Here is a 20,787-nt window from a genome sequence, read left to right on the forward strand (position 1 = left end):
GAATAGACATGAGTTTAGGTAAGGTCGTCCAAATTATCGGCGCCGTTGTGGACATCGAGTTTCCACAAGACAACGTGCCAGCCGTATATGACGCACTAAAAGTTACAGAAGGCGACTTAGCTGGTTTGACACTAGAAGTGCAACAGCAGCTAGGTGGCGGTGTGGTACGTGGTATCGCACTAGGTAGTACTGACGGTCTACGTCGTGGTACTCCAGTACAAGGTACAGCTGAGCCAATCAAGGTTCCAGTTGGTACAGCAACACTAGGTCGTATCATGAACGTACTTGGTGACGCGATTGACGAAGCGGGTCCTATCGGTGAAGAAGAGCGTTGGTCTATTCACCGTGCAGCACCATCATACGAAGATCAGAGCAACTCTGTTGAACTTCTAGAGACTGGTATCAAGGTTATCGACCTTGTATGTCCATTCGCTAAAGGTGGTAAAGTTGGTCTATTCGGTGGTGCGGGTGTAGGTAAAACCGTAAACATGATGGAACTTATCCGTAACATCGCAATCGAGCACAGTGGTTACTCAGTATTCGCAGGTGTTGGTGAGCGTACTCGTGAGGGTAATGACTTCTACCATGAGATGAACGACTCAAACGTACTAGACAAAGTATCTCTAGTATATGGTCAGATGAACGAGCCACCGGGTAACCGTCTACGTGTTGCACTAACTGGTCTAACAATGGCTGAGAAGTTCCGTGACGAAGGTCGTGACGTACTATTCTTCGTAGATAACATCTACCGTTATACACTAGCAGGTACTGAAGTATCAGCACTTCTAGGTCGTATGCCTTCAGCAGTAGGTTACCAGCCTACACTAGCTGAAGAAATGGGTGTTCTACAGGAGCGTATCGCATCAACTAAGACAGGTTCAATCACTTCAATCCAAGCGGTATACGTACCTGCGGATGACTTGACTGACCCATCTCCAGCAACAACGTTTGCTCACTTAGATGCGACAGTAGTACTTTCTCGTGATATCGCGTCTCTAGGTATCTACCCTGCGGTAGACCCTCTAGATTCAACTTCACGTCAGCTTGACCCACAAGTTATCGGTCAAGAGCACTACGACACAGCACGTGGCGTTCAGACAGTTCTTCAGCGTTATAAAGAGCTGAAAGACATCATCGCAATTCTAGGTATGGACGAGCTATCTGACGAAGATAAGCAAGTTGTATCTCGTGCACGTAAGATCCAGCGTTTCCTATCTCAGCCATTCTTCGTTGCTGAGGTATTTACAGGTGCACCTGGTAAATACGTATCTCTTAAAGACACAATCTCTGGCTTTAAGGGCATCCTAAACGGTGATTACGATGATATGCCTGAGCAGGCATTCTACATGGTTGGCTCAATCGACGAAGCGATCGATAAAGCTAAAAACATGTAATTAGGAGGTTGTTATGGCAATGACAGTACACCTTGATGTAGTAAGTGCAGAGCAGAGCTTGTTCTCTGGCGCTGTGACTACTATCCAAGTGACAGGTAGTGAAGGTGAGCTTGGTATTCATCCAGGTCACGCGCCACTACTGACTGGCCTAAAACCTGGTATGGTACGTTTGGTTAAAGCAGATAGCTCAGAAGAAGTTATCTACGTTGCAGGCGGTACGCTTGAAGTTCAACCACAAACAGTAACTGTTCTAGCGGACGTTGCTATTCGTGCGGAAGAGCTTGATGAGCAAGCTGCTGAAGAAGCTAAACGTGAAGCGCAAGCGCAAATGGCTTCTGGTACTACTGGTGAGTTGGATTACCAACAAGCTGCAGTACAACTAGAAGAAGCCCTTGCTCAACTACGCGTTATTCGCCAGCTGCGCAAATAAGCAACCACCTATCTGGTTATCAAAAACCCACGCATCGCGTGGGTTTTTTTATACTTCACTGTAAACCTATGAAATTAACTTAAATTTAAATTATCGTTTGTTTTGTTTACTAATGGTTCTATTTCTAGTTCTTTTTTATTGGTTTTATTTTGTATTTTGGTATTAAAGTACTTGGTTGTTATTTGTCCAATTTGTAAAGTTGATGTTTTTTTTGTTCTTTTTTTATCTGTTTGTAATAAGTAGTTGTTTTCAATGTGTCATTATATAAAATTAAGGAATTAATAATAATTACATTGCGCTCATCATGAATGAAGTAAATTTTCCCAGAAAGGTAAAAGAAGTGAAGTTTGGCGAGTGGACACTAGATCCGCGACGTCAATGCATATCCGATGGGGAAGTCGAGCGTGAATTAGAACCTCTTTTATTCAACATCCTTTGTTACTTGGCAATTAACTGCGATCAGATCATCACTCGGCAGGATTTAATTGATGATGTTTGGAGACAGAATTACGTTGACGATAATGCTATTAACAGAGCAATGTCTGAGCTTCGTAAAGTACTCAAGTCAGATAGGCAAAAAGGAACTATAGTTAAAACTCACTATCGTAAGGGTTACAGCTTCTTTGTTGAGCCCATTGTTATTTATCATGAAGAAAGTGATGTTTATGAGGCATCAGCTACTAAGACCGAAGTTCCATTAGTTATAGAAACTGATCCGCTTAAGCCTAAAAACTCAAAGTTTGCTTTCGCATCGATTTTTAGTTTTGTCTTGATCTGCCTTGTGGGGTTCGGATATTTTTATTCAGCATCAGAAGAGAATAAGCAACAGGCCATACCTGAGTTTAACAATAAGCACTATGAAGAACAGGCTTTATCCTGGATGGATGGTCAGTACAATATTTTACTTTTATCTCCAGATAAAAATTATGCAGCGTTTTCTTTTATTCCTGAAGGACAAGATAAAAGTTACTTGGTTGTTAAAGATTTAAGAGATGGTAAAGAGCAGCGCGTTGGAGAAGCGAAGTTTCATTACTTTCCAATGGGATGGGCATCAGATAGCTCTTCCTTGTTTTATCGAGTAATCGATGTTGCCAATAAAAGTTGTAAAGTATGGAGAATAAGTCGAGATTTTAGTTCAAGTAATAGTCCGTTATTTGATTGCGAATTGCGTATTACATTCGGTACAGGTGTTGGAGAAAACTCATTTATTTACACAAAAAGCAACTATCGAAATAGGGACGAGCTATCGGCATTGGTAAACCGAAATTTACTCACCGGCGAAGAATTTCAAATAACTTCTCCAAATATCAATTCACATGGTGACCATTTTTTACATTACTCTGAGGCACTCGATAGCGTATTTTTTGAACGTCGTCAATTAGGGTACTCTGAATTGTATATGACAGGCGCCGAAGGTGGAAACCTTGTAAAGCTGTATGAATCAAAGAGCCGAATTTGGTCTGCAAATTATGATAGTTCCAGAAATACATTAATTTGGATGCAGCCTTTTGAAAAGAAGATTTATGAATACTCTTTGACCTCGAAACAGCTGGTTAATACGATCCAAGTTTTAGGGGAAAGTCGCTACTCCAGCTATCAATCTATTGACTGGAAAAATATGCTTGTGGTGGGTTATCCATATTTACACCAATTAAACGAACTTGATATTGAAAGCTTAACTTTTACGGAGCTGAAAAAAGAAATAGCCTACCACAGATCTTCTTCACCGAAAGAAAATGGATATTTCGCTGTTGCTGTGGAGAATGGTAAGTCAACATTGTTTGAGTTGGATCTTGAAGGCGCAGTTGTTGCGAGCCGCCTTTCTGTCGAAGAGCCATTTGATGTGGAAACTCGAAAAGGCTTTGATGAAATATTGTTGAAGTTTCAAGATCGCCTAGAAGTCTATAATACTCAAAGTTGGAAGTTAGAAGAAAGTATTCAAACTTCAGGGAGAGTTATATCGGCGGAATTTTTACATAATGGTGATATTGCGTATGTAACGGAGAATAAGTCAAAAAATAAAGCGTTTATTTACTCAAAGGCAAGCGACCTCGTTTCGACATTGCCCGTTCAAGATGCTTTATGGTTATCATCTATTAGCAAAGATCTATATGTTTCTTTATCAACTAAAGACAAAGTGGAAGTTTTTGATCGTAATCTTGGTGAGTCAATTGCTAAAATCCCGCTATCAAAGGCATTTAGTAAACACAAATTAACCGTTGCGGGGAATATGATATATCACACAGATGGATACAATATTTACCAAATCGATTACCAGTCCAAACAAAGTACCAAATTGATATTTACCTTGCCAAGCCAAGGCACGATTAAAGGAATAGAGTTTCATGAAGGGAAGCTGCTCGTTGACGTAATTAAACCGATCAATAACCACTTATTTCAACTTAAATATGAAGAGCCTGCAGAGCACTAGTGGCAATAATCTTGATTAATTAAGCGGGTATTGGCAATTCAGTAAAATACCTTTATGTGCATAGTATGCGGGATGTTGCCATTAATAAAATTTAGCCCTCTAGAACTTTTATCGGTTGTAGCCTAATAAAGCTGAAGTTTGGATAAGGGGTTAACTAACCCATTGTTTTAAAAACTTCTTTGGATAGCCAGAGAGTGTTGGGGATATATCCACGCTCGAGCTCTGTCACCATTCTACTACCTACTCTCTCATAGATAAGGCGAATCTACGCACCAATCTCTGGCTATTATTGGGAGTGAATTCAACGCAATTAGCACTGAAACTGGTCGCTTGAAAGGTATTAATATCTGAAGCTCAGGTTACCTAATACCATAAGCATAATATATATAGCTTCAGTTAAACCTATACTTTTCTCCGTTAAGCCCATCAGTTGTAAATAACTTCACGCTCTCTTCTACTTTCTCTGAAAGGAAGTATTTACTTCTTGTCGGAATGGCGAATTTTTGTACTTAATGACGAGCGATTAGAAACGGCTTTAACATCGTTAGCATGTGAGGAATCCGTCACCAAAGCTCAGTCTACTTCCACATTTACAATGAGCGGAGCTAACTAATCTGCTGGACTTCAGATCAAATAGCTAAATAGGCAGCAATTTTTATAGGTTTTGGCTCCACTTTTAGGTCATTTTATCAATTAACCGCGGTTTTAAACATTACCAGTATGATATCTGTTCCGAATGTTTTTTAAAACCTTTAAATTCAAAGTATTACAGAGGAATCTTATGTCAAAAATAAGCTTTGATAATTACTAATTTTCATGCCTCTTAGCTATTGTAATTAGGCACCCAGATGATTCAGTCATTACAGGTGTAAACATAAAAACTAAAAAATAAATACAACAAGAAGCTAAGGAAAATGACGATGCTGTTAACACTAAAAAAGAAACAACTTAAAAAGCTTTCAAATACCAAAGGTATTGAACTTCTTCACACTCGTAAGATTGCAGGCGGGGCTGAACTTTATCCACCCCAGGAAAATAACGGTGCTGAAGAAGGCACGAATGAAGCTATTACCCATGATTATACAAGCTACACAACAGGCTGATAATCGAGCAACAGAATAAAAAGTATAAAAACATAATAACAAAATAAAACGCAGGAATAACATCATGTTGCTAACACTAAAAAAGAAACAACTAAAAAAGCTTTCAAATACCAAAGGTATTGAACTTCTTCACACTCGTAAGATTGCAGGCGGGGCTGAACTTTATCCACCCCAGGAAAATAACGGTGCTGAAGAAGGCACGAATGAAGCAATTACCCATGATTATACAAGCTACACAACAGGCTGATAATCGAGCAACAGAATAAAAAGTATAAAAACATAATAACGAAATAAAACGCAGGAATAACATCATGTTGCTAACACTAAAAAAGAAACAACTAAAAAAGCTTTCAAATGCCAAAGGTATTGAACTTCTTCACACCCGTAAGATTGCAGGTGGGGCTGAACTTTATCCACCTCAGGAAAATAACGGTGCTGAAGAAGGCACGAATGAAGCAATTACCCATGATTATACAAGCTACACAACAGGCTGATAATCGAGCAACAGAATAAAAAGTATAAAAACATAATAACGAAATAAAACGCAGGAATAACATCATGTTGCTAACACTAAAAAAGAAACAACTAAAAAAGCTTTCAAATGCCAAAGGTATTGAACTTCTTCACACCCGTAAGATTGCAGGTGGGGCTGAACTTTATCCACCTCAGGAAAATAACGGTGCTGAAGAAGGCACGAATGAAGCAATTACACATGATTTTACAAGCTACACAACAGGTTAACCATCAGTTATTCAGCAACACAAAGGAACTGGAACCTGAACAGGTAGGAAAAGTAAGTCACTATTTTATCTTAACATCAAGGAGAACGTATTGAGTTCCATTAGTTTGGCACCGCTATTGATGCTTACAGCATCACATTTGATAGGGAATATTCAAGTCACAAAACCAGCGGAGGTATTTTATTACTTTCAAGAAGACGCTTTAGTTGTTGAGTTTCCTGTGAAGCCAGGAGAGCGTGTGGAAGAGGGGCAAACATTATTAAAATATCAATCAGGTCATGGAGCGCAAACTAAGGATGTGAGAGCGCAAGAAGATGGGTTTGTAAAATTTATCATGGGGAATGATGAATTGAATAAAGAGGTAAAAGTAGGATCTTTGGTTTCAATTATCTCTAGTTCTAAAGTATTGGCAGTCGTCGATCTTCATATGGCACAGTATGATCAAACACAGATTGATGGATCATTTTGGCTTTGCTTGAATAATGAAGAAGTTGAACTCACTGTGACTAAGTTTACAGGAGAGCATTTGCTCACGACATTTGAACTGCCCTCTTATAATAGCCAGTTGCTTGGGCTCGATCCTCAGCAAGAAGTTAATTTTTATTTTGATAAAGCGGATTGCATAAAATCTCGTGGAATCAATATTGCGGAACGTAAGTGAATTTACAGTAATCTATAAAGTTACTTGTTAGGTGCAGTAGGTGTCAACCATGTTTTTACATTGTTATGAGCACATCGCTTACAATTTGAAACGACAAAATGGAGGCAAAAAAGTGACGATTGAACTTGAGAATTTAGGTCGGAAGTTTCAATCTGGATTGCTTGAAACAACGGCGCTACACGAGGTGAGCTTACACATCAATCAAGGAGAGTTTCTAGCCATAATGGGGCCATCTGGATGCGGCAAATCAACCCTATTGTCTATTTTGGGGATGCTTGATAAACCAACTTCTGGGAAGATACGCTTCTTTGGCCATAATATCATTGAATACAATGAAAGGCAGTTAGCTGAATTAAGAAGAGGTTCTGTTGGTTTTATTTTCCAGAGTTTCAATTTGATTGACGAGTTAAGCGTATATGAAAATGTAGAACTGCCGCTACTTTATCAAAACACTCCTGTTGCACTAAGAAAAGAAAAAGTTGAAGCAGTACTAAAGCGTGTTGGTATGAACCATCGAGCTGGGCATTTACCTACCCAGTTATCCGGTGGACAACAACAAAGGGTTGCGATTGCAAGGGCACTAGTTACTGAACCTAAAGTGATCTTAGCCGATGAGCCCACAGGGAATTTAGATTCTAACAATAGCACAGAAATTTTGCAGATGTTGCAAGCATGCAATCGTGCAGGTGCAACTATTATCATGGTCACTCATTCTGAAAGTGAAAGTGATTTTGCTAGTCGGAAAATACGATTGCTCGATGGCCAAGTTATGTTAGATATCAATAATGTAAATACATTACCAGGAGTCGCATAACACGTAGTTTGTGTTTCGTTCTTCGATAAACACATTTTTCATGGCACAAGGAACCGTTGTCAATGCTCAGGAAAGCAAAGAATTATGCCTTAACTTAAGCATGGCAATAGGAAGCAGTAAGTTGGAAAGTGCATCGATCACCTCACGTATCTTCAAGCCGTTTACGATTGGCTATTTTATATTTAACTTCGTATGTCTCGTTATGGGCTTTACAGTAATTACACTTTCAATTTTGATTACTCAGTCTACAGAAGTTTTTATATTTCAACTATTAGGCGTAGGCTTCAGTGGTGTAGTATTGATAGTTATATTGTTAAACTCTCTCTGTACAAATTTGGTGTACGTTAAGTCAAGAGCTAGAGAAATGACCATCCGAAAAATCTTGGGAGCGAGTCAAGTAGATTTCATTAGCTTGCTTTTACTTGAGAGCGTGCCTTTCACATTTCTTGCTGGTTTAGTTTCTTTGGTGTTCATTGAATGCTTTGCTTTGTACTTTAGCGTCTTTACATTAGGTCTGACCATTCAAACTTACTCCGTTTCAACGATATGTTGTTTACTATTTATCATGTTTTCAGTTGTTTTTATATCTAACACTTATCCAGCTATCCTTGCTGCGTCTGTTGATTACTCTCGTGTACTTGCTACCAAGTATTCATATCCCGTGCTGCAAAACCGCATAGCTAACATTGTATTTCTAATACAAAGTGTGACCGTGAGTTGCATAGCGGTAATAATGGTCTACGGTTGGGAATATATAGCTAAAGATGTCCAACTAAAGACTTTTGAGCACTTAATAAAGCAGAGTATATTATTGTTAATGGTGATAGCTTATGCTTCTATTTTGAATATGTTACTAAGCTTAATCGCTCATAAAAAGGTTGAGGTAGCTGCACATAAGTTGGCTGGGGCTTCGTGCCAAAAAATTGTAAACTTGACAGTAAGAAACTTTTTTAAAACTTGCCATCCCCGTTGGGGAATATACTTCCTAATTATATGCTGGTTACTGATAACATTACTATTCGGGCTGGATCTACATTATGGTCGCTGGTTACTCTTTAGTATTTTTGCAATACTAAGCTTCATTGCATTAGCTTGGCTCTGTATTGTTGCCTTTTGTTGCTATGGTTACTACCAAAAGCGAGAGTTTTGAAGGCTCGTACAATCCTTATCAAGCCTTACTTCACTGGGCGTATTACTTACTCTTTTATCTCTCGTGAATTTATACACTTAATTAATTGCGTGATGGCATCATTGACACTTTGGCTGTCTTGCCAGTTCAATTGTTCCCAATCTATCTGGGTATCTAGTGTCGAAACATCAGTGAACAATAGGGCTTTAAGCACATCTGGAGAAGAAATTCCTTTAATGTTGAACGCTTTTGGTTTGGTTGAACTCGGTTTCTGCCCCGTGAGCTTTTGTTTTATTACTTCACCGATATTCTTTCTATCTGTGAGATTTAATTGGGTTTTTTGGTGTTTTTCTTTGTAATCATTTTCGATGCTTAGTACGGTTTTCTTTGTACTGACGAAAGAGTGAGATAAGCCTTTTTCGTAAGCATTGATAACTTCAGGGTATCTTGTAAGAACATTGTAATTATCAAAAGCACCCATCGAGATACCCAAGTTTTTAGCTTTGTCTCTTACTGTTAGCTTCTTTTCACCTACTTTCAGCCGTGCTTGATCAAGTGTATCTATTTCCATCATCGCAGATAGAAATGCCTGAAGCTTCCCATATTGAGGCAGATCTTCTCGGCTGGCATTTTCTTGAAACTGTTTTACCTTGGCTAGTAGGGGTTTCCTCTCGTAGACTTTAAATTGTGCAACATGGCCAAAACCATATGCGAAAACAAGAGCAAAGAATCGCCGGTGGCCTGTTAGAATTTGGTATCTGCCGTCTGCTACTGGATATACAGTGGGCGCCTGGATCATTTCTGATACTGCGATGTTTTCACCTAACTCTACAATTGATTCTATAGTTGAGTTCGCTTTCTTCCATTCTGGACTACCATATTTTAGGCAGTTAATGATGCAGGATTTTCCTATCAAGACATGATCTTCAGCTTGATATATCTTACTTAGTTGATTTTTAGATATATTACGTGTCACAAACTGTTTGGCGTGTTCATCCTCCAAAAAAATACATGGCAGAAATCTAGCATTTGACGCATCAGGGGTGATTGAACTGAGAAATAACGATTGATATTCGTATGTCTCTGAGTGAAACAGCTCTTTATTGTTCACGTTGGATAAAATAAGTTGTTCTAGTTTTTCAGACATTGAAATTATGCTCAATTAAGTAATTAAAAGTGGAATACAACAGGCCTGGTAGCGATAGACTGAGCGCATAAAAGACAACTGCAAGACCAAGCTTGGTATGCATTGCGTATTACGTATCTGCTTTGGACCTAAGAATGAGGACTCCAATATTTTGATTCATTGTAGCAAAGCCGATTTAGTTAGGCTACTACCTAAATTTATTCACTGGTGTAAAGCATCTTTTTTTAGTTTCCATTATTATTTTTTTTTGAAAATTGAAAGCAAAAATTGGCTAGATATTTTGCTTGGGTGCTTGTGATAAGAATTGCTTTCCCAATAAGTATTAAGTCTAAGTGTTTGAATTTTATTGATATGTTTTTATTTCTTTTGGTTTTTTGAACTATGACTACTCACTATTTTTTGGTGCTTATAAATACGCCTAATATTGAATAAATTATCATAGTTCAGCGTAAAGTCGCGCTATTCGTGGCTTTGGACAGGTTTTTAGTACAAAAGCTAGCACTTTTACAGCAATTATTATTTCATTAGATTCTTAGAAAACAAAAAATATCTATAATATTCAAAATCTTATGTTTTTTCTTCGACGAGATTTAATAACATTTCATAATTACCAAAAGTGCTGAATTAGCTGTAATGTTTGTGTTGTCGAAACGGTGAGGCATTTCAATTAACAGCTTCACTATATTTGTGTAATGAAGCAGAGGTGTAGCTGAAATGTTCGATAAAGCAGAAGAAAAACAATACGTAAAACTCTACAACAAAACTAAGGGGCGCAGCATGCCAATTGCGAAATCGTTATCAAGCAAAGAATTACAACTTATTAAATGGGCATATGAGCAAGGTTATTCTCGCGGCAAAGTTGATGGTTTAGATGGCGTCTTTTTACAATCTCAAGCTGTGAGCCTTCAACTGGAGATGGATTTAGAGCAATTGAGTCAGCAACTTAATTAAATGCTTAAGGTGTTTCTAGGGAGTATATAGATGAATAAGTGGTATGTAACACCAAGTCCAAGACCCAAGGCTACTGTTAAACTAATATGTTTTCCTTACGCAGGAGGAAGCGCTGGTTCGTTTAGTTCCTGGCCCAAATTATTGCCGGATCATGTTGAAGTGCATATTATTCAACTACCAGGAAGAGGAGCGCACTTTGATAAGGCTCCAATAGACAATATGGATGAGTTGATTGATGGGCTTGTTCCAAACATTAGCCATCTGTTATCTAATGATTATGTGATTTTTGGTCATAGTTTGGGGAGTCGTATCGGTTTCGAAGTTGCACGAAGAGCATTAGCGCTTGGGTTGAGAGCGCCACAACATTTTTTTGCATCAGGTAGTGCAGGTCCTCAGCGACAGTGTTTCAAAGATAGAGTTTATGAATATGCAGATCCAGAGTTTATGTTGGAGCTAGAGAAAATGAATGGTACACCCAAGGAAATATTGGAGCATCGTGAACTTATGGAACTATATTTACCCATGCTTCGTGCCGATTTTAAAGTAGCTGGGCAGTACTCATATCAAGGCAAAACCACGGTTCCCTCTGCGGTTACAGTGTTTTATGGGAAAAAGGATGCGGTATCAACGAAAGAAATTGAAATGTGGGCCGATTTATTCCTTGAGTTTGATTGTCATGCTTTTGAAGGGGGGCACTTTTTTATCGATACTCACTCAACGCAAGTTATCGATAAGCTAAATACATTTTTCGAGGAAACCTTTATCTCTCGAAAAGTTGAGGCTGTGTGTTAATTCCAATGTAGCCAATCAGGCTATTACTGAGTAGTTAACCATCATTTTGAATTCAAAATAATGTCTCACTCGTGAGATGTAAGGTGTTTTTGGAGGTTTCGTTGAAACTTAAAATAATATGTCTATGTACTGCTTTTTCTTTGTGTAGTGAGGCACATGCAGATTTGTTGCTCGATCTCTATCAAAAAGGAGCTGAAAAAAATTTAGCTGTGAATGCTGAACAATCAGCTTACCTTGCGGGGATCGAGGGGGAAAAGCAATCTTTTGCGCAGTTTCTACCTAATTTAAAACTAACAGCTAATGTAAGATACACAGATCAAGAGAGTTGGTCTTCAAGTGATAATTTGCTACGTTATCAAGCAGAGCAAAAATCGACAACGGATAGTCGACAAGTAGAGCTAAGTGTCGACCAGTTATTATTCGATCTATCTACGTATCATAACTTCGAAGCAAGTAAGCTCAATACGATACAAGCAAAAGTTCGGTTCCAAAAAGCCGTATCTAACTACACAAATGATTATTTGGTTGCTTATTTTGAAGTTGTAAAAGCACGAGAAAAGCTATTGTTTATTCAGGAAACGTTAGGTGCTTACGCGGATCAGAATAACATTATAAACAGTCGATATGCTTTTGGACTGGTTAAGATCAGCGAAGTGAAAGAGTCTGAATCTCAACAGTTAAAAGTTAAAGCGCAGGAAGCACTGGCACAGAATGACTTAAGTATTGCCTTTGAGAAATTGTCACTATTAACCCAAACTGAAGTAAGTGCCATACAAGTGCTAACAGCTGAAGTGCCCGTTTTACATCAGCCTCAACAAAAATTAGCTTCTTTACAAAATAAGTACGAGAAAAACCTTGATTATAAGTTAGCTGTGTTGGATCAAAGTGTCGCAGCTCGAAAGTTGAAAGCGCAACAGTCAAAGCATTTACCGACGGTAACGGGGCGTCTGAGCTACACTGACAATGATGATGACAATACGTATAACTATAAAGCTACAGATTCACTTGAGAGACGTGGCTGGAACGCAGGTGTTTATCTAGAAATGCCACTTTATAGTGGAGGTGCAACAAGTTCTGCGAGTGAGGCTGCGAAATTGTCAGTTGAGCAAAGACGTTACTTAAAGCAGCTTAAGGGTCATGAAGTGAAGCAGCAAATAATTGCAAGCTTTAGTACGTTAAATGCTATGCATAGTTCAATTATGGCAAATGGTGAAGCTGTTAAAGCTGCTGAACTTGCTTTGAAAAGTGCTGAAGATGAGTACTTTACTGGAGTTGGGCCGTTCTCGCGAGTGTTAGATAACCGAGCAAAGCTGTTATCAGAAAACTTAAGTTTAATTCAAGATAAATATGACTATATGGCACGATTTGTCGCTTTGAAGGAGCTTGTTGGTGAATTAACTATTGAGGAAGTTAGTTACTTTAGCAATTTATTCGGCGGTGAGATCGCACATAAAAGCAATATCAAGTAATCACGGAATAAATAAGCTGCAACTTTGCAGTAAATAACTAGGAGAATCGCTACAATGAAATACATCTGGCTAACGTGTGCGCTGGCAACATTATTAGGTTGCTCAGATGAGCACTATGATGAGCAGCAAGTCGCGCAACAGAAAAAAGAAATCAGCTTGCAAAATGAACTAGATCTTGTTGGGGCATGGGAGAGTGAGAATCTCAAAATAGAGTTTCATGGGAGTCACTATAACCGTGTATTTCCAAATCAACTGGTTCAACAATCACAGCTAAAAACTGGTATGTATGTGTCTGAAGGCTATAGTCAAAAGTTTCATTGGAGCTTAGACGACAGTGGTATCATTACTATTAACATTATAGATGGTAGTTGTACCATTGTACCTTTGGAGTACTGTACTACAACGGCGCGCAAATCAATTGCGCTAACGGGAGAGCTGCTTGGCGCTGCGCAATGGGAAATAAAGTCAGATAATGATTTGGATGGTGTTGTTGATGAAGTGGTTAAAACTTCCCTGATTAGAACAGTCTTCGGTGATTTGGCTGCATTAGGGAACAAACTCTTTTTTAAACAATCAGGAAATTTTGATAACCCTTTAATTACAACATTGAGTGAAAATCAAATTATCGTGACCTTACCAATTAGTGCGCAATCGAGCCATCGCTACGGTAAGTTTATTGGCGACCTCTCAACCGAAGGGCACGTACTTTCTTTACAAGTAATGGATCAAGATACTATCACTCAAGCTCAGTGGTTCAAAATTCCCGGAGAGTCGGACAGATTGTTAGATGTGAAAACCACCATTAGTGATGTGAAATTGAGAAAAGGGGTTAACGCTGGTTATATTATTGATTACCTTGTGCAGCGCGAGTTGAACCTACCTACTGATTTAACAGAAGCTCAGGTCGATTTATCCGAATTTATTACAGGGCAACGCCACACTATGTTGTTTACAGAAGCGGTTTCACTTCGAGATGATATTGACATTAACTTTGGTCAAACTTATTACTCGAAGCTACCTGCTGGTTTTGCGCACTCAGCGGATGGTGCGGGAAGTGAGGTGATCTTTAATAGCGATAACACAGGAGTAATTGCTTTTACGGATCCAAGTGGTATGACGCTGAATAATGAGCAACCTTTTACTTGGAATCATAAGAATGATGAAGAAATGGAGGTTAAGTTAGACTCTGGAGCAGTGTGGAGTATGGGCTTTACTGGTTCTGTACTCGGTGGGTCGAGTGTAATTTTTTACAATGAGAAAAATGAAGCATATGGTCATGATTTTTTGACAAGCAGCTATGTCGAGCCGAGTTCATTGGTGCCGGGACGCTTTAAGCTAGAAAATACAGACGGCTTGTCACTCGTTGATGTTGATTTTAAAGATAACGGTGAAATTGATATTAAAGCCGGACCAATTAGCTTTAGTGGATTCTGGGTTATTACCAATGAAGGTGATGTGGTTAGCTTTGAATGTGATAAGAAAGATGGCGCTGTAGTGACTGAGCTAGATAGCTGTTTGGATCATATGTCACGAATTGGCACGAGCGAGAACGAACTAAAATTTGGCCATATCCGAAAGTTTACCTTCTTACACAGCGACAACAGTGAGCTTGTTTCAACCTATAACGCAACTGCTTGGGGAGAACCTTTCACAACGGGTGAGGAACCAGTGCATTTTAACTGGGTATACCGCTGGAAGCGCTTAGGGGATAACCACCACTAGGCAACAAATAACATTAACCCTTGTTAAAGTGATCTACCACTTCAGCAAGATACTCAACAAAGAAAATCAAAACTCACGTTAGTTTAACTGGCAGCTAGTTATACGCCGGTATGTGTGAAAAAGGAAAATAACAATGAAATACATATTAGACCATACGACTCGTATTGATCATCTTGCTATCGCAGTCCGAGACCTAGATCAAGCCGTTGACTTCTATTGTGGGATACTCGGTTTCGAATTGCTAAAACGTCGCGAAGTAGAAGGTAAGTTTTCTGGCATGTTAGCTGCTGAGCTGTGTGGCAACGGTTTCAATATAGTCTTAGTGCAAGGAACTAGTGAGGCCTCACAGGTATCACGCTTTGTGAATGAATACGGCCCAGGTGTGCAACATGTTGCTATCGAAGTGGAAAATCTGGAAGAAACTCGATATCGCCTGCTTGATGCCGGGCTGGCATTTTCTACCGATGTTATCTTTGGCGACCAACTAAAACAGATCTTTACACTAAGAGATAAGAACTCTGGAACTATGTTTGAATTTATCGAGAAGAAACAGCAAACGTCACAATTTGAAAAAACCAGTATTCAGAACTTATTTGAACAGTTAGAGCGCGCCGGGGCGTATTAAGAGGTTGTCATGAAGTATACGATTATTGATTTTTTAGAAAAAAATAGCCAAACCAAACCAAACGAAGTTGCATTTCGTTTTTTGAATGATAAAGATCTATCTCCGGTTAGTTTGACACACTCTCAGCTTTGGCATGCTGTGCAGGTGAGAGCGGAACAAGTGCGTCAACAGGCAACACCTGGTGAGTGTGTACTGCTACTTTTCCCATCAGGTTTAGACTATGTTGTGACATTTTACGCTTGTTTGGCAGCTGGGGTGATTGCGGTACCGCTATACCAGCCAAGCAAAAGCAGCAAAGTAGATCGAATTACAAAAGTTGCTCAGAGTTGCAACGCAAAAGTTGCGCTTACTATTGCCTCTGAAATTGATAAGATCAATGAATGCTTTGCTCATGATGTCACATTGCAAGCGCAGGTTAAGGCTGTCGCTGTGGATGCTCTGCCTGAGACTGGGTTATACGTAAATCGTGAACTAGAGTTTGAACAGGTTGCTTTTTTGCAATACACATCCGGTTCAACGGGTGCACCAAAAGGTGTGATGATTTCACATAAAAATATTATCGGTAATGTGACTCACTTAACGGAGACATCCGTTGCAACGGATAACGATGTATTTGTAAATTGGTTACCTCTGTTTCATGACTTAGGGCTTATTACAGCCATCTTATGGCCTGTTTATCTTGGCACGAGCTCGACTTTGATGTCGCCTGCAACATTCGTTAGGGAGCCTATTAATTGGCTGCAAGCGATACATGATTATAAAGGTACGATGTGTGGTGCTCCTAACTTCGCTTATAACCTTTGCACGAAAAAAGTGTCTGATGAGGCAATTAGTAAGTTAGATCTGTCTTCATGGAAGGTTGCATATAATGCTGCTGAGCCAGTAAATGCTGATACGCTTTATGCTTTCTCTAAGAGGTTTGCAGCGTGTGGCTTTGAGCATAATAGCTTTTATCCCGGCTATGGTATGGCGGAAGCAACCGTATTTATTACTGGCGTTACCCGGGATGAAGCGCCGAATATTATTATCTGTGACAAAGTTGCACTAGGGGAGTTTAAACTACAGCAAACTGATGCTGAAAAAGACGGCCTAACCAGCAAATTAGTCAGTTGTGGTTTTGCTGAACGAGATCACCATGTATGTATCGTTGATCCAAACACAAAGCGAGAACTTGAAGATGGCTTTGTTGGGGAAGTTTGGTTTGCAGGGCCCAGTGTTGCCAGTGGCTACTGGGGATTAGATGAGATTTCTTCAGAGGTTTTTGCACAAAGTTATCAAAAATTAAATGGAGAGCAAAGTGAGCCTCTTTATCTAAGGACGGGCGATTTAGGCTTACTAAAAGACGACCAAATTTACATTACTGGCCGTCATAAAGATTTAGTGATCTTCCAAGGGAAAAATCATTATCCACAAGATATTGAGCTAGCAGCAAGTCAAGCACATCCTGCCGTTCGTAGCGGGTACAATGCAGCCTTTTCTGTGGAAGAGAATGGTGAAGAGGCGCTGGTATTAGTAACAGAGCTCACTCGAGAGGCTTTTCGCAAAGCGGATTATCAAGAAGTGAGTGATAGTATTCGTGCGCATGTTTATCGTGAATGCGAAGCGAAGGTAACAGAGGTTGTATTGCTAAAACCATATTCTATCCCAATGACCTCTAGCGGTAAGATCCAAAGAAAGCAAGCAAAGGCAAATTGGCAACAGGGTGTATTGTCACCGCTTTTCAGTGCTCAGCTAAATGCTTTCGAAGATCTCCACATCGCGCCTGAAAATGAAATCGAAGAACAAATCCACGCAATTTGGTGCAATCACCTAGAAGCTGAACAGGTTTCAGTTGAAGCCAAGTTTTATCAAGTAGGTGGTGATTCTATCTCTGCAATTGAAATTGCCGCAGAGGTGAAAAAAGCATTTGTTGAACTAGAGCTAGAAGAACGGGATTTACTTGAAAAAGATAGCGTGAGAGCGATGGCTGATTACGTAACATTAATGCGTAACTTTGTTGCGCCAACAGCTAAAACTACGGATGAAGGAGTGCTTGTGCTATGAGGTTAGCTGAGCTATTTGATTTACTTGCAAGTAAAGGTGTCGTACTGAGCTGTCAAAATGGTCAGCTGTTATTAGAAGGTAACGTAAGCGCGTTATCAGAATCTGAAATCGCATTGTTGAGAGCGCGAAAACAAGAAATCATTGCCTTAAGTGGTGCGAAAAATAGTGTTTTTGATATTAACACCATTGCGCGAGGAGAGACTTATACGGCTTCGATGTCGAGTCACCAAAAAAGCATGTACTTGTTGGAGTCATTAGCTCAGCAGTCTTATTACAACTTGCCTGTGGCATACAAAATTGTGGGCAAGTTGAATATTCATCAATTACAGCATGCATTTTCGACACTAGTTGAACAGCATCATGTATTGAGAACCGTATACGTTGAAGCGAATAACACACAGCAAGTTCAGCATATGAGTGATTTTGTATTATCACATACTAAATTAGACTGTGAATCTGAGCTGCAGCATGCTCTGCAGGTTGAAGCGAATTATCGTTTCGATTTAACGGCCGAGTGGCCTATTAGAGCGCATGTTTTTGAGTTGTCGGACTACAGTGTGCTGAGTATCAATGTCCACCATATTGCTGCGGATGGTTTTTCGGCCAAAATAATACTTCAAACACTTTCCGATGCTTATGCAAAAGGAGATGTGCAGCATTACCCTGTCCAAGCCCAATATGCTGATTTTAGTGAGTGGCAGCAGCAATATCTGAACTCAGAAGCCGGTAAGGAAGGTGTTGCGTATTGGCGGACACTATTACAAGGAGCGCCAAGTTGCCATAATTTCCCACTGCAAAATCAAAGACCAGCAGGGATGACGGTAAAAGGTAAGCGAACCGAACAACTGCTTAGTCCTGAATTATCTAGCGCTATAAAAGTGGCTGCTAAACAACATGGAGTGTCTAGATTTTCTATGTTGCAATCGTTATTTGCTTGTTTTCTATCACGAATGAGTGATAGTCAAGATGTTGTGTTTGGCTCCGTCTACGCTAATCGCGGTTGTGATAATGTAGGGCACACTGTCGGTATGTTCGCAAATACCTTGCCGTTTCGTTTTCAATTTTCAGCAGAAGACGGCCTAGCGGATGCGTTACAGCAATGTAAAGGACTAGTTCAGCAAGCAAAGCAACATCAATACATTCCGTTTGATGAAATAGTTAAGTGCGCAGAGGTTGAATATCAATCAAATCATTTGCCTCTGGTGCAAATTATGCTGGTTGCACAAGACAATGCGCTTGAACAGTTCGAGCTAGAGGATTGTCAGGTTGAGTTTATTAAGAATGAACAGGAGGTCTCAAAGTTTGACTTTTCTATCCATGTATTTACGAAAGGCAAGCAATTAGCTTTTGTTTGGGAGTATAACACCGAGCTGTTTAGTCGAAAGTGGATCGTCCAACTAGGAAAGTATTTTGAGCAGTTTATTGCGACGTTAATTTCAGCACCGGAACGGGCTTTTGCAAAAGTTGACTTTGTCGCGACTGACGATATGACACTCGCGACAGTGCAAGATTTTCCTTGTTTTAAGAGTCTTCCTGAATTGATTGCTGAACAAGCGCAAACAAGCAGAGAATGTATAGCTGTTCGTCACCATGATGACGTATTAACCTACGAGAGTCTCGAAGACTGTGTTAGCCGTTCTGCAGGCGCGTTATTGCAACGAGGCTATGCACCAGGTTGTCGTGTAGGTGTATGTATGGACAAGTCGATTGAGATGGTGATTTCTATGCTCGCAATTATGCGTGCAGGGTTGACTTATGTACCTATCGATCCGAGTTATCCGCAAGCGCGTATTGCTCAGATTTGTAGTAACGCTGAACTGAGTTGTATTGTTACTGCACATGGAGAATTTGATGTTGTATTGGAGGATTGGCAACCAGAGATCGTAGCCATTTCTCAGCTATTACAAGGGAGCAAGCCTACAAAGCTACCGGTACTAGCAGCGGATGATATTGCCTACGTGTTATATACATCTGGTTCAACTGGGGTGCCGAAAGGAGTGGCTGTTCCGCATGGAAGTATCTTTTACTCTATCGAAGCAAATCGCAATGTTTTCGGCTTTTCGGCAAGCGACAGCATGCCTACGATAGGTTCTCAGGCTTTTGGTGTATCACTGCTAGAAATCCTTGTGCCGCTGCTTAGCGGAGGAGGAGTAGAAATTGTTTCCAGAGAAGATGTGTCGCTAATACCAAATCTCGTAGATCGCACTCAAAATGTCTCTGTACTCCATGCTGTACCAAGTTTGATGTCTCCTTGGATTGATGAAGTACTGCATCGAGGTGACAGTTGTTATCCAGCACTAAGATTGCTGTTGGTTGGTGGAGAGCCGGTGCCAGAAGCATTGCTTAAGAAGCTGAGAGATTGGAGACCCGACGTCGAGATTCGAGTGCTGTATGGAATGACCGAATCGTCAGTGGTCAGCAGTAGCTATGATGCCAGAAGAGTAGAGTCATTGGGCTATTGTATCGGCCAACCACATCCAAACGTCAATTACTATGTGATGAACCCATACGGAGCTCGACAGCCTGATGGCGTCAGTGGTGAGTTATGTGTTGCCGGTCTATCGCTTGCTGCTGGCTATGTTAACAATGTAGAACAGAGCAATAAGCATTTTGTTTTTGAGCAGAAATTAGCACAACGTATCTACAAGACCGGTGATAGAGCCAAGCGAAATTCGGATGGTTATTACGAGTTTTATGGCCGCTTAGACAATCAAATCAGTTTACGAGGTGTGCGTATTGAGTTAGGGGACATTGAAAGCTGTGTTAATTTAGTCCACGCAGTAAAAAGCTGTGTGGTTCACCCGCAAACAATAAATGATACAGAAACGGTTCTTGTGCTCTATTTCTGTCTCCGAGATGAAGCGGATGAAAAGCAAGTACTAGCGCAAATTAAAGAGCTGATGGATGAGCAACTTCCAGCTTCAATGAGACCAACACTATTTAGTTGTTTGGATGCTTTACCGTTAAACGCCAACGGAAAAGTAGATCGTAAGTCACTACCCATACCACAATTACAAAGTGATTATGTGGAACCTGAAACTGCAACGGAAGTCGCGCTTCAAGGTTTATGGAGTGAACTATTTGAGATGCCAGAGATTTCTGTGGAAGGTAACTTTTTTGAGCTCGGAGGTCACTCTCTACTAGCTAGTAAGTTAGTCGCAAAGTCAAATGCTCTATTTTCTATCGACCTCTCAATAGCATCGTTTATGACGTCACCGACGATACGTTTGTGTGCGAAGCAAATCGACCTTGAGCTGGATAAGCAAAAGATGCAGCAACTCAACGCCGCTGTGGTTGATCAAACAAATAATGAAGAATTAGTATTTTAAAAGGCTT

Annotated in this window: 18 protein-coding genes; 17 read left to right on the forward strand and 1 reads right to left on the reverse strand. The window is 40.0% G+C overall.

All coding sequences use genetic code 11. The features are described 5' to 3' along the window. Nucleotides 1-8 precede the first annotated feature (8 nt). From atpD to NH462_RS14760, 10 genes are all read left to right on the forward strand, one after another. The gene (gene atpD / locus NH462_RS14715; protein WP_017218546.1) at nucleotides 9-1,394 is read left to right on the forward strand and encodes a F0F1 ATP synthase subunit beta; all 1,386 of its coding nucleotides are present in this window, start codon (nucleotides 9-11) and stop codon (nucleotides 1,392-1,394) included. A gap of 13 nt (nucleotides 1,395-1,407) precedes the next feature. Then, nucleotides 1,408-1,824 (forward strand): F0F1 ATP synthase subunit epsilon, encoded by a 417-nt coding sequence (locus NH462_RS14720; RefSeq protein ID WP_010376888.1) that lies wholly within the window; start codon nucleotides 1,408-1,410, stop codon nucleotides 1,822-1,824. Nucleotides 1,825-2,128: 304 nt separating this feature from the next. Then, nucleotides 2,129-4,255 (forward strand): winged helix-turn-helix domain-containing protein, encoded by a 2,127-nt coding sequence (locus NH462_RS14725; RefSeq protein WP_253106336.1) that lies wholly within the window; start codon nucleotides 2,129-2,131, stop codon nucleotides 4,253-4,255. A 920-nt stretch (nucleotides 4,256-5,175) separates the two neighbouring features. Next, nucleotides 5,176-5,358, forward strand: coding sequence for a hypothetical protein (locus NH462_RS14730; protein WP_010376892.1), 183 nt, complete (start codon nucleotides 5,176-5,178; stop codon nucleotides 5,356-5,358). A gap of 64 nt (nucleotides 5,359-5,422) precedes the next feature. After that, entirely contained in the window at nucleotides 5,423-5,605 is a 183-nt protein-coding gene (locus tag NH462_RS14735) for a hypothetical protein (protein WP_010376892.1), read from the forward strand. Nucleotides 5,606-5,669: 64 nt separating this feature from the next. Beyond that, nucleotides 5,670-5,852, forward strand: a complete 183-nt coding sequence (locus NH462_RS14740) for a hypothetical protein (protein ID WP_253106338.1) — start codon at nucleotides 5,670-5,672, stop codon at nucleotides 5,850-5,852. 64 nt (nucleotides 5,853-5,916) lie between these two features. Continuing rightward, entirely contained in the window at nucleotides 5,917-6,099 is a 183-nt protein-coding gene (locus NH462_RS14745) for a hypothetical protein (protein ID WP_010376894.1), read from the forward strand. A gap of 90 nt (nucleotides 6,100-6,189) precedes the next feature. Then, entirely contained in the window at nucleotides 6,190-6,759 is a 570-nt protein-coding gene (locus tag NH462_RS14750) for a hypothetical protein (protein ID WP_253106340.1), read from the forward strand. A 49-nt stretch (nucleotides 6,760-6,808) separates the two neighbouring features. Then, the gene (locus NH462_RS14755; RefSeq protein ID WP_010376898.1) at nucleotides 6,809-7,573 is read left to right on the forward strand and encodes an ABC transporter ATP-binding protein; all 765 of its coding nucleotides are present in this window, start codon (nucleotides 6,809-6,811) and stop codon (nucleotides 7,571-7,573) included. Nucleotides 7,574-7,613: 40 nt separating this feature from the next. Then, complete coding sequence (locus NH462_RS14760; protein WP_253106342.1) at nucleotides 7,614-8,723, forward strand: FtsX-like permease family protein; 1,110 nt, start codon at nucleotides 7,614-7,616, stop codon at nucleotides 8,721-8,723. A gap of 46 nt (nucleotides 8,724-8,769) precedes the next feature. Here the strand turns inward: NH462_RS14760 and NH462_RS14765 are convergent, their stop codons facing one another. Then, the gene (locus NH462_RS14765) at nucleotides 8,770-9,849 is read right to left on the reverse strand and encodes a hypothetical protein (protein WP_253106345.1); all 1,080 of its coding nucleotides are present in this window, start codon (nucleotides 9,847-9,849) and stop codon (nucleotides 8,770-8,772) included. A gap of 714 nt (nucleotides 9,850-10,563) precedes the next feature. Here NH462_RS14765 and NH462_RS14770 point away from each other — a divergent pair. The 7 genes from NH462_RS14770 to NH462_RS14800 all read left to right on the forward strand — a co-directional run bounded on the left by NH462_RS14770 (nucleotide 10,564) and on the right by NH462_RS14800 (nucleotide 20,780). After that, nucleotides 10,564-10,800, forward strand: coding sequence for a hypothetical protein (locus NH462_RS14770; protein ID WP_010376902.1), 237 nt, complete (start codon nucleotides 10,564-10,566; stop codon nucleotides 10,798-10,800). Nucleotides 10,801-10,830: 30 nt separating this feature from the next. Next, nucleotides 10,831-11,592: an alpha/beta fold hydrolase gene (locus NH462_RS14775; protein ID WP_010376904.1), complete on the forward strand. Its 762-nt coding sequence runs from the start codon at nucleotides 10,831-10,833 to the stop codon at nucleotides 11,590-11,592. 101 nt (nucleotides 11,593-11,693) lie between these two features. Then, nucleotides 11,694-13,061, forward strand: coding sequence for a TolC family protein (locus tag NH462_RS14780; RefSeq protein ID WP_248694205.1), 1,368 nt, complete (start codon nucleotides 11,694-11,696; stop codon nucleotides 13,059-13,061). Between the two features lie 54 nt (nucleotides 13,062-13,115). Next, nucleotides 13,116-14,783 (forward strand): hypothetical protein, encoded by a 1,668-nt coding sequence (locus NH462_RS14785; RefSeq protein WP_010376908.1) that lies wholly within the window; start codon nucleotides 13,116-13,118, stop codon nucleotides 14,781-14,783. A gap of 133 nt (nucleotides 14,784-14,916) precedes the next feature. Continuing rightward, nucleotides 14,917-15,408 carry a VOC family protein gene (locus NH462_RS14790; RefSeq protein WP_010376909.1) on the forward strand — a complete coding sequence of 164 codons (492 nt, stop codon included), beginning with the start codon at nucleotides 14,917-14,919 and terminating at the stop codon, nucleotides 15,406-15,408. A gap of 9 nt (nucleotides 15,409-15,417) precedes the next feature. Next, the gene (locus NH462_RS14795; RefSeq protein ID WP_253106347.1) at nucleotides 15,418-17,451 is read left to right on the forward strand and encodes an AMP-binding protein; all 2,034 of its coding nucleotides are present in this window, start codon (nucleotides 15,418-15,420) and stop codon (nucleotides 17,449-17,451) included. Continuing rightward, complete coding sequence (locus NH462_RS14800; RefSeq protein WP_253106348.1) at nucleotides 17,448-20,780, forward strand: amino acid adenylation domain-containing protein; 3,333 nt, start codon at nucleotides 17,448-17,450, stop codon at nucleotides 20,778-20,780. Before NH462_RS14795 ends, NH462_RS14800 begins: the two co-directional genes overlap by 4 nt. The last annotated feature ends 7 nt before the right edge of the window (nucleotides 20,781-20,787 follow it).

This window comes from Pseudoalteromonas sp. OANN1 (assembly GCF_024124685.1).
Classification (GTDB): domain Bacteria; phylum Pseudomonadota; class Gammaproteobacteria; order Enterobacterales; family Alteromonadaceae; genus Pseudoalteromonas; species Pseudoalteromonas piscicida.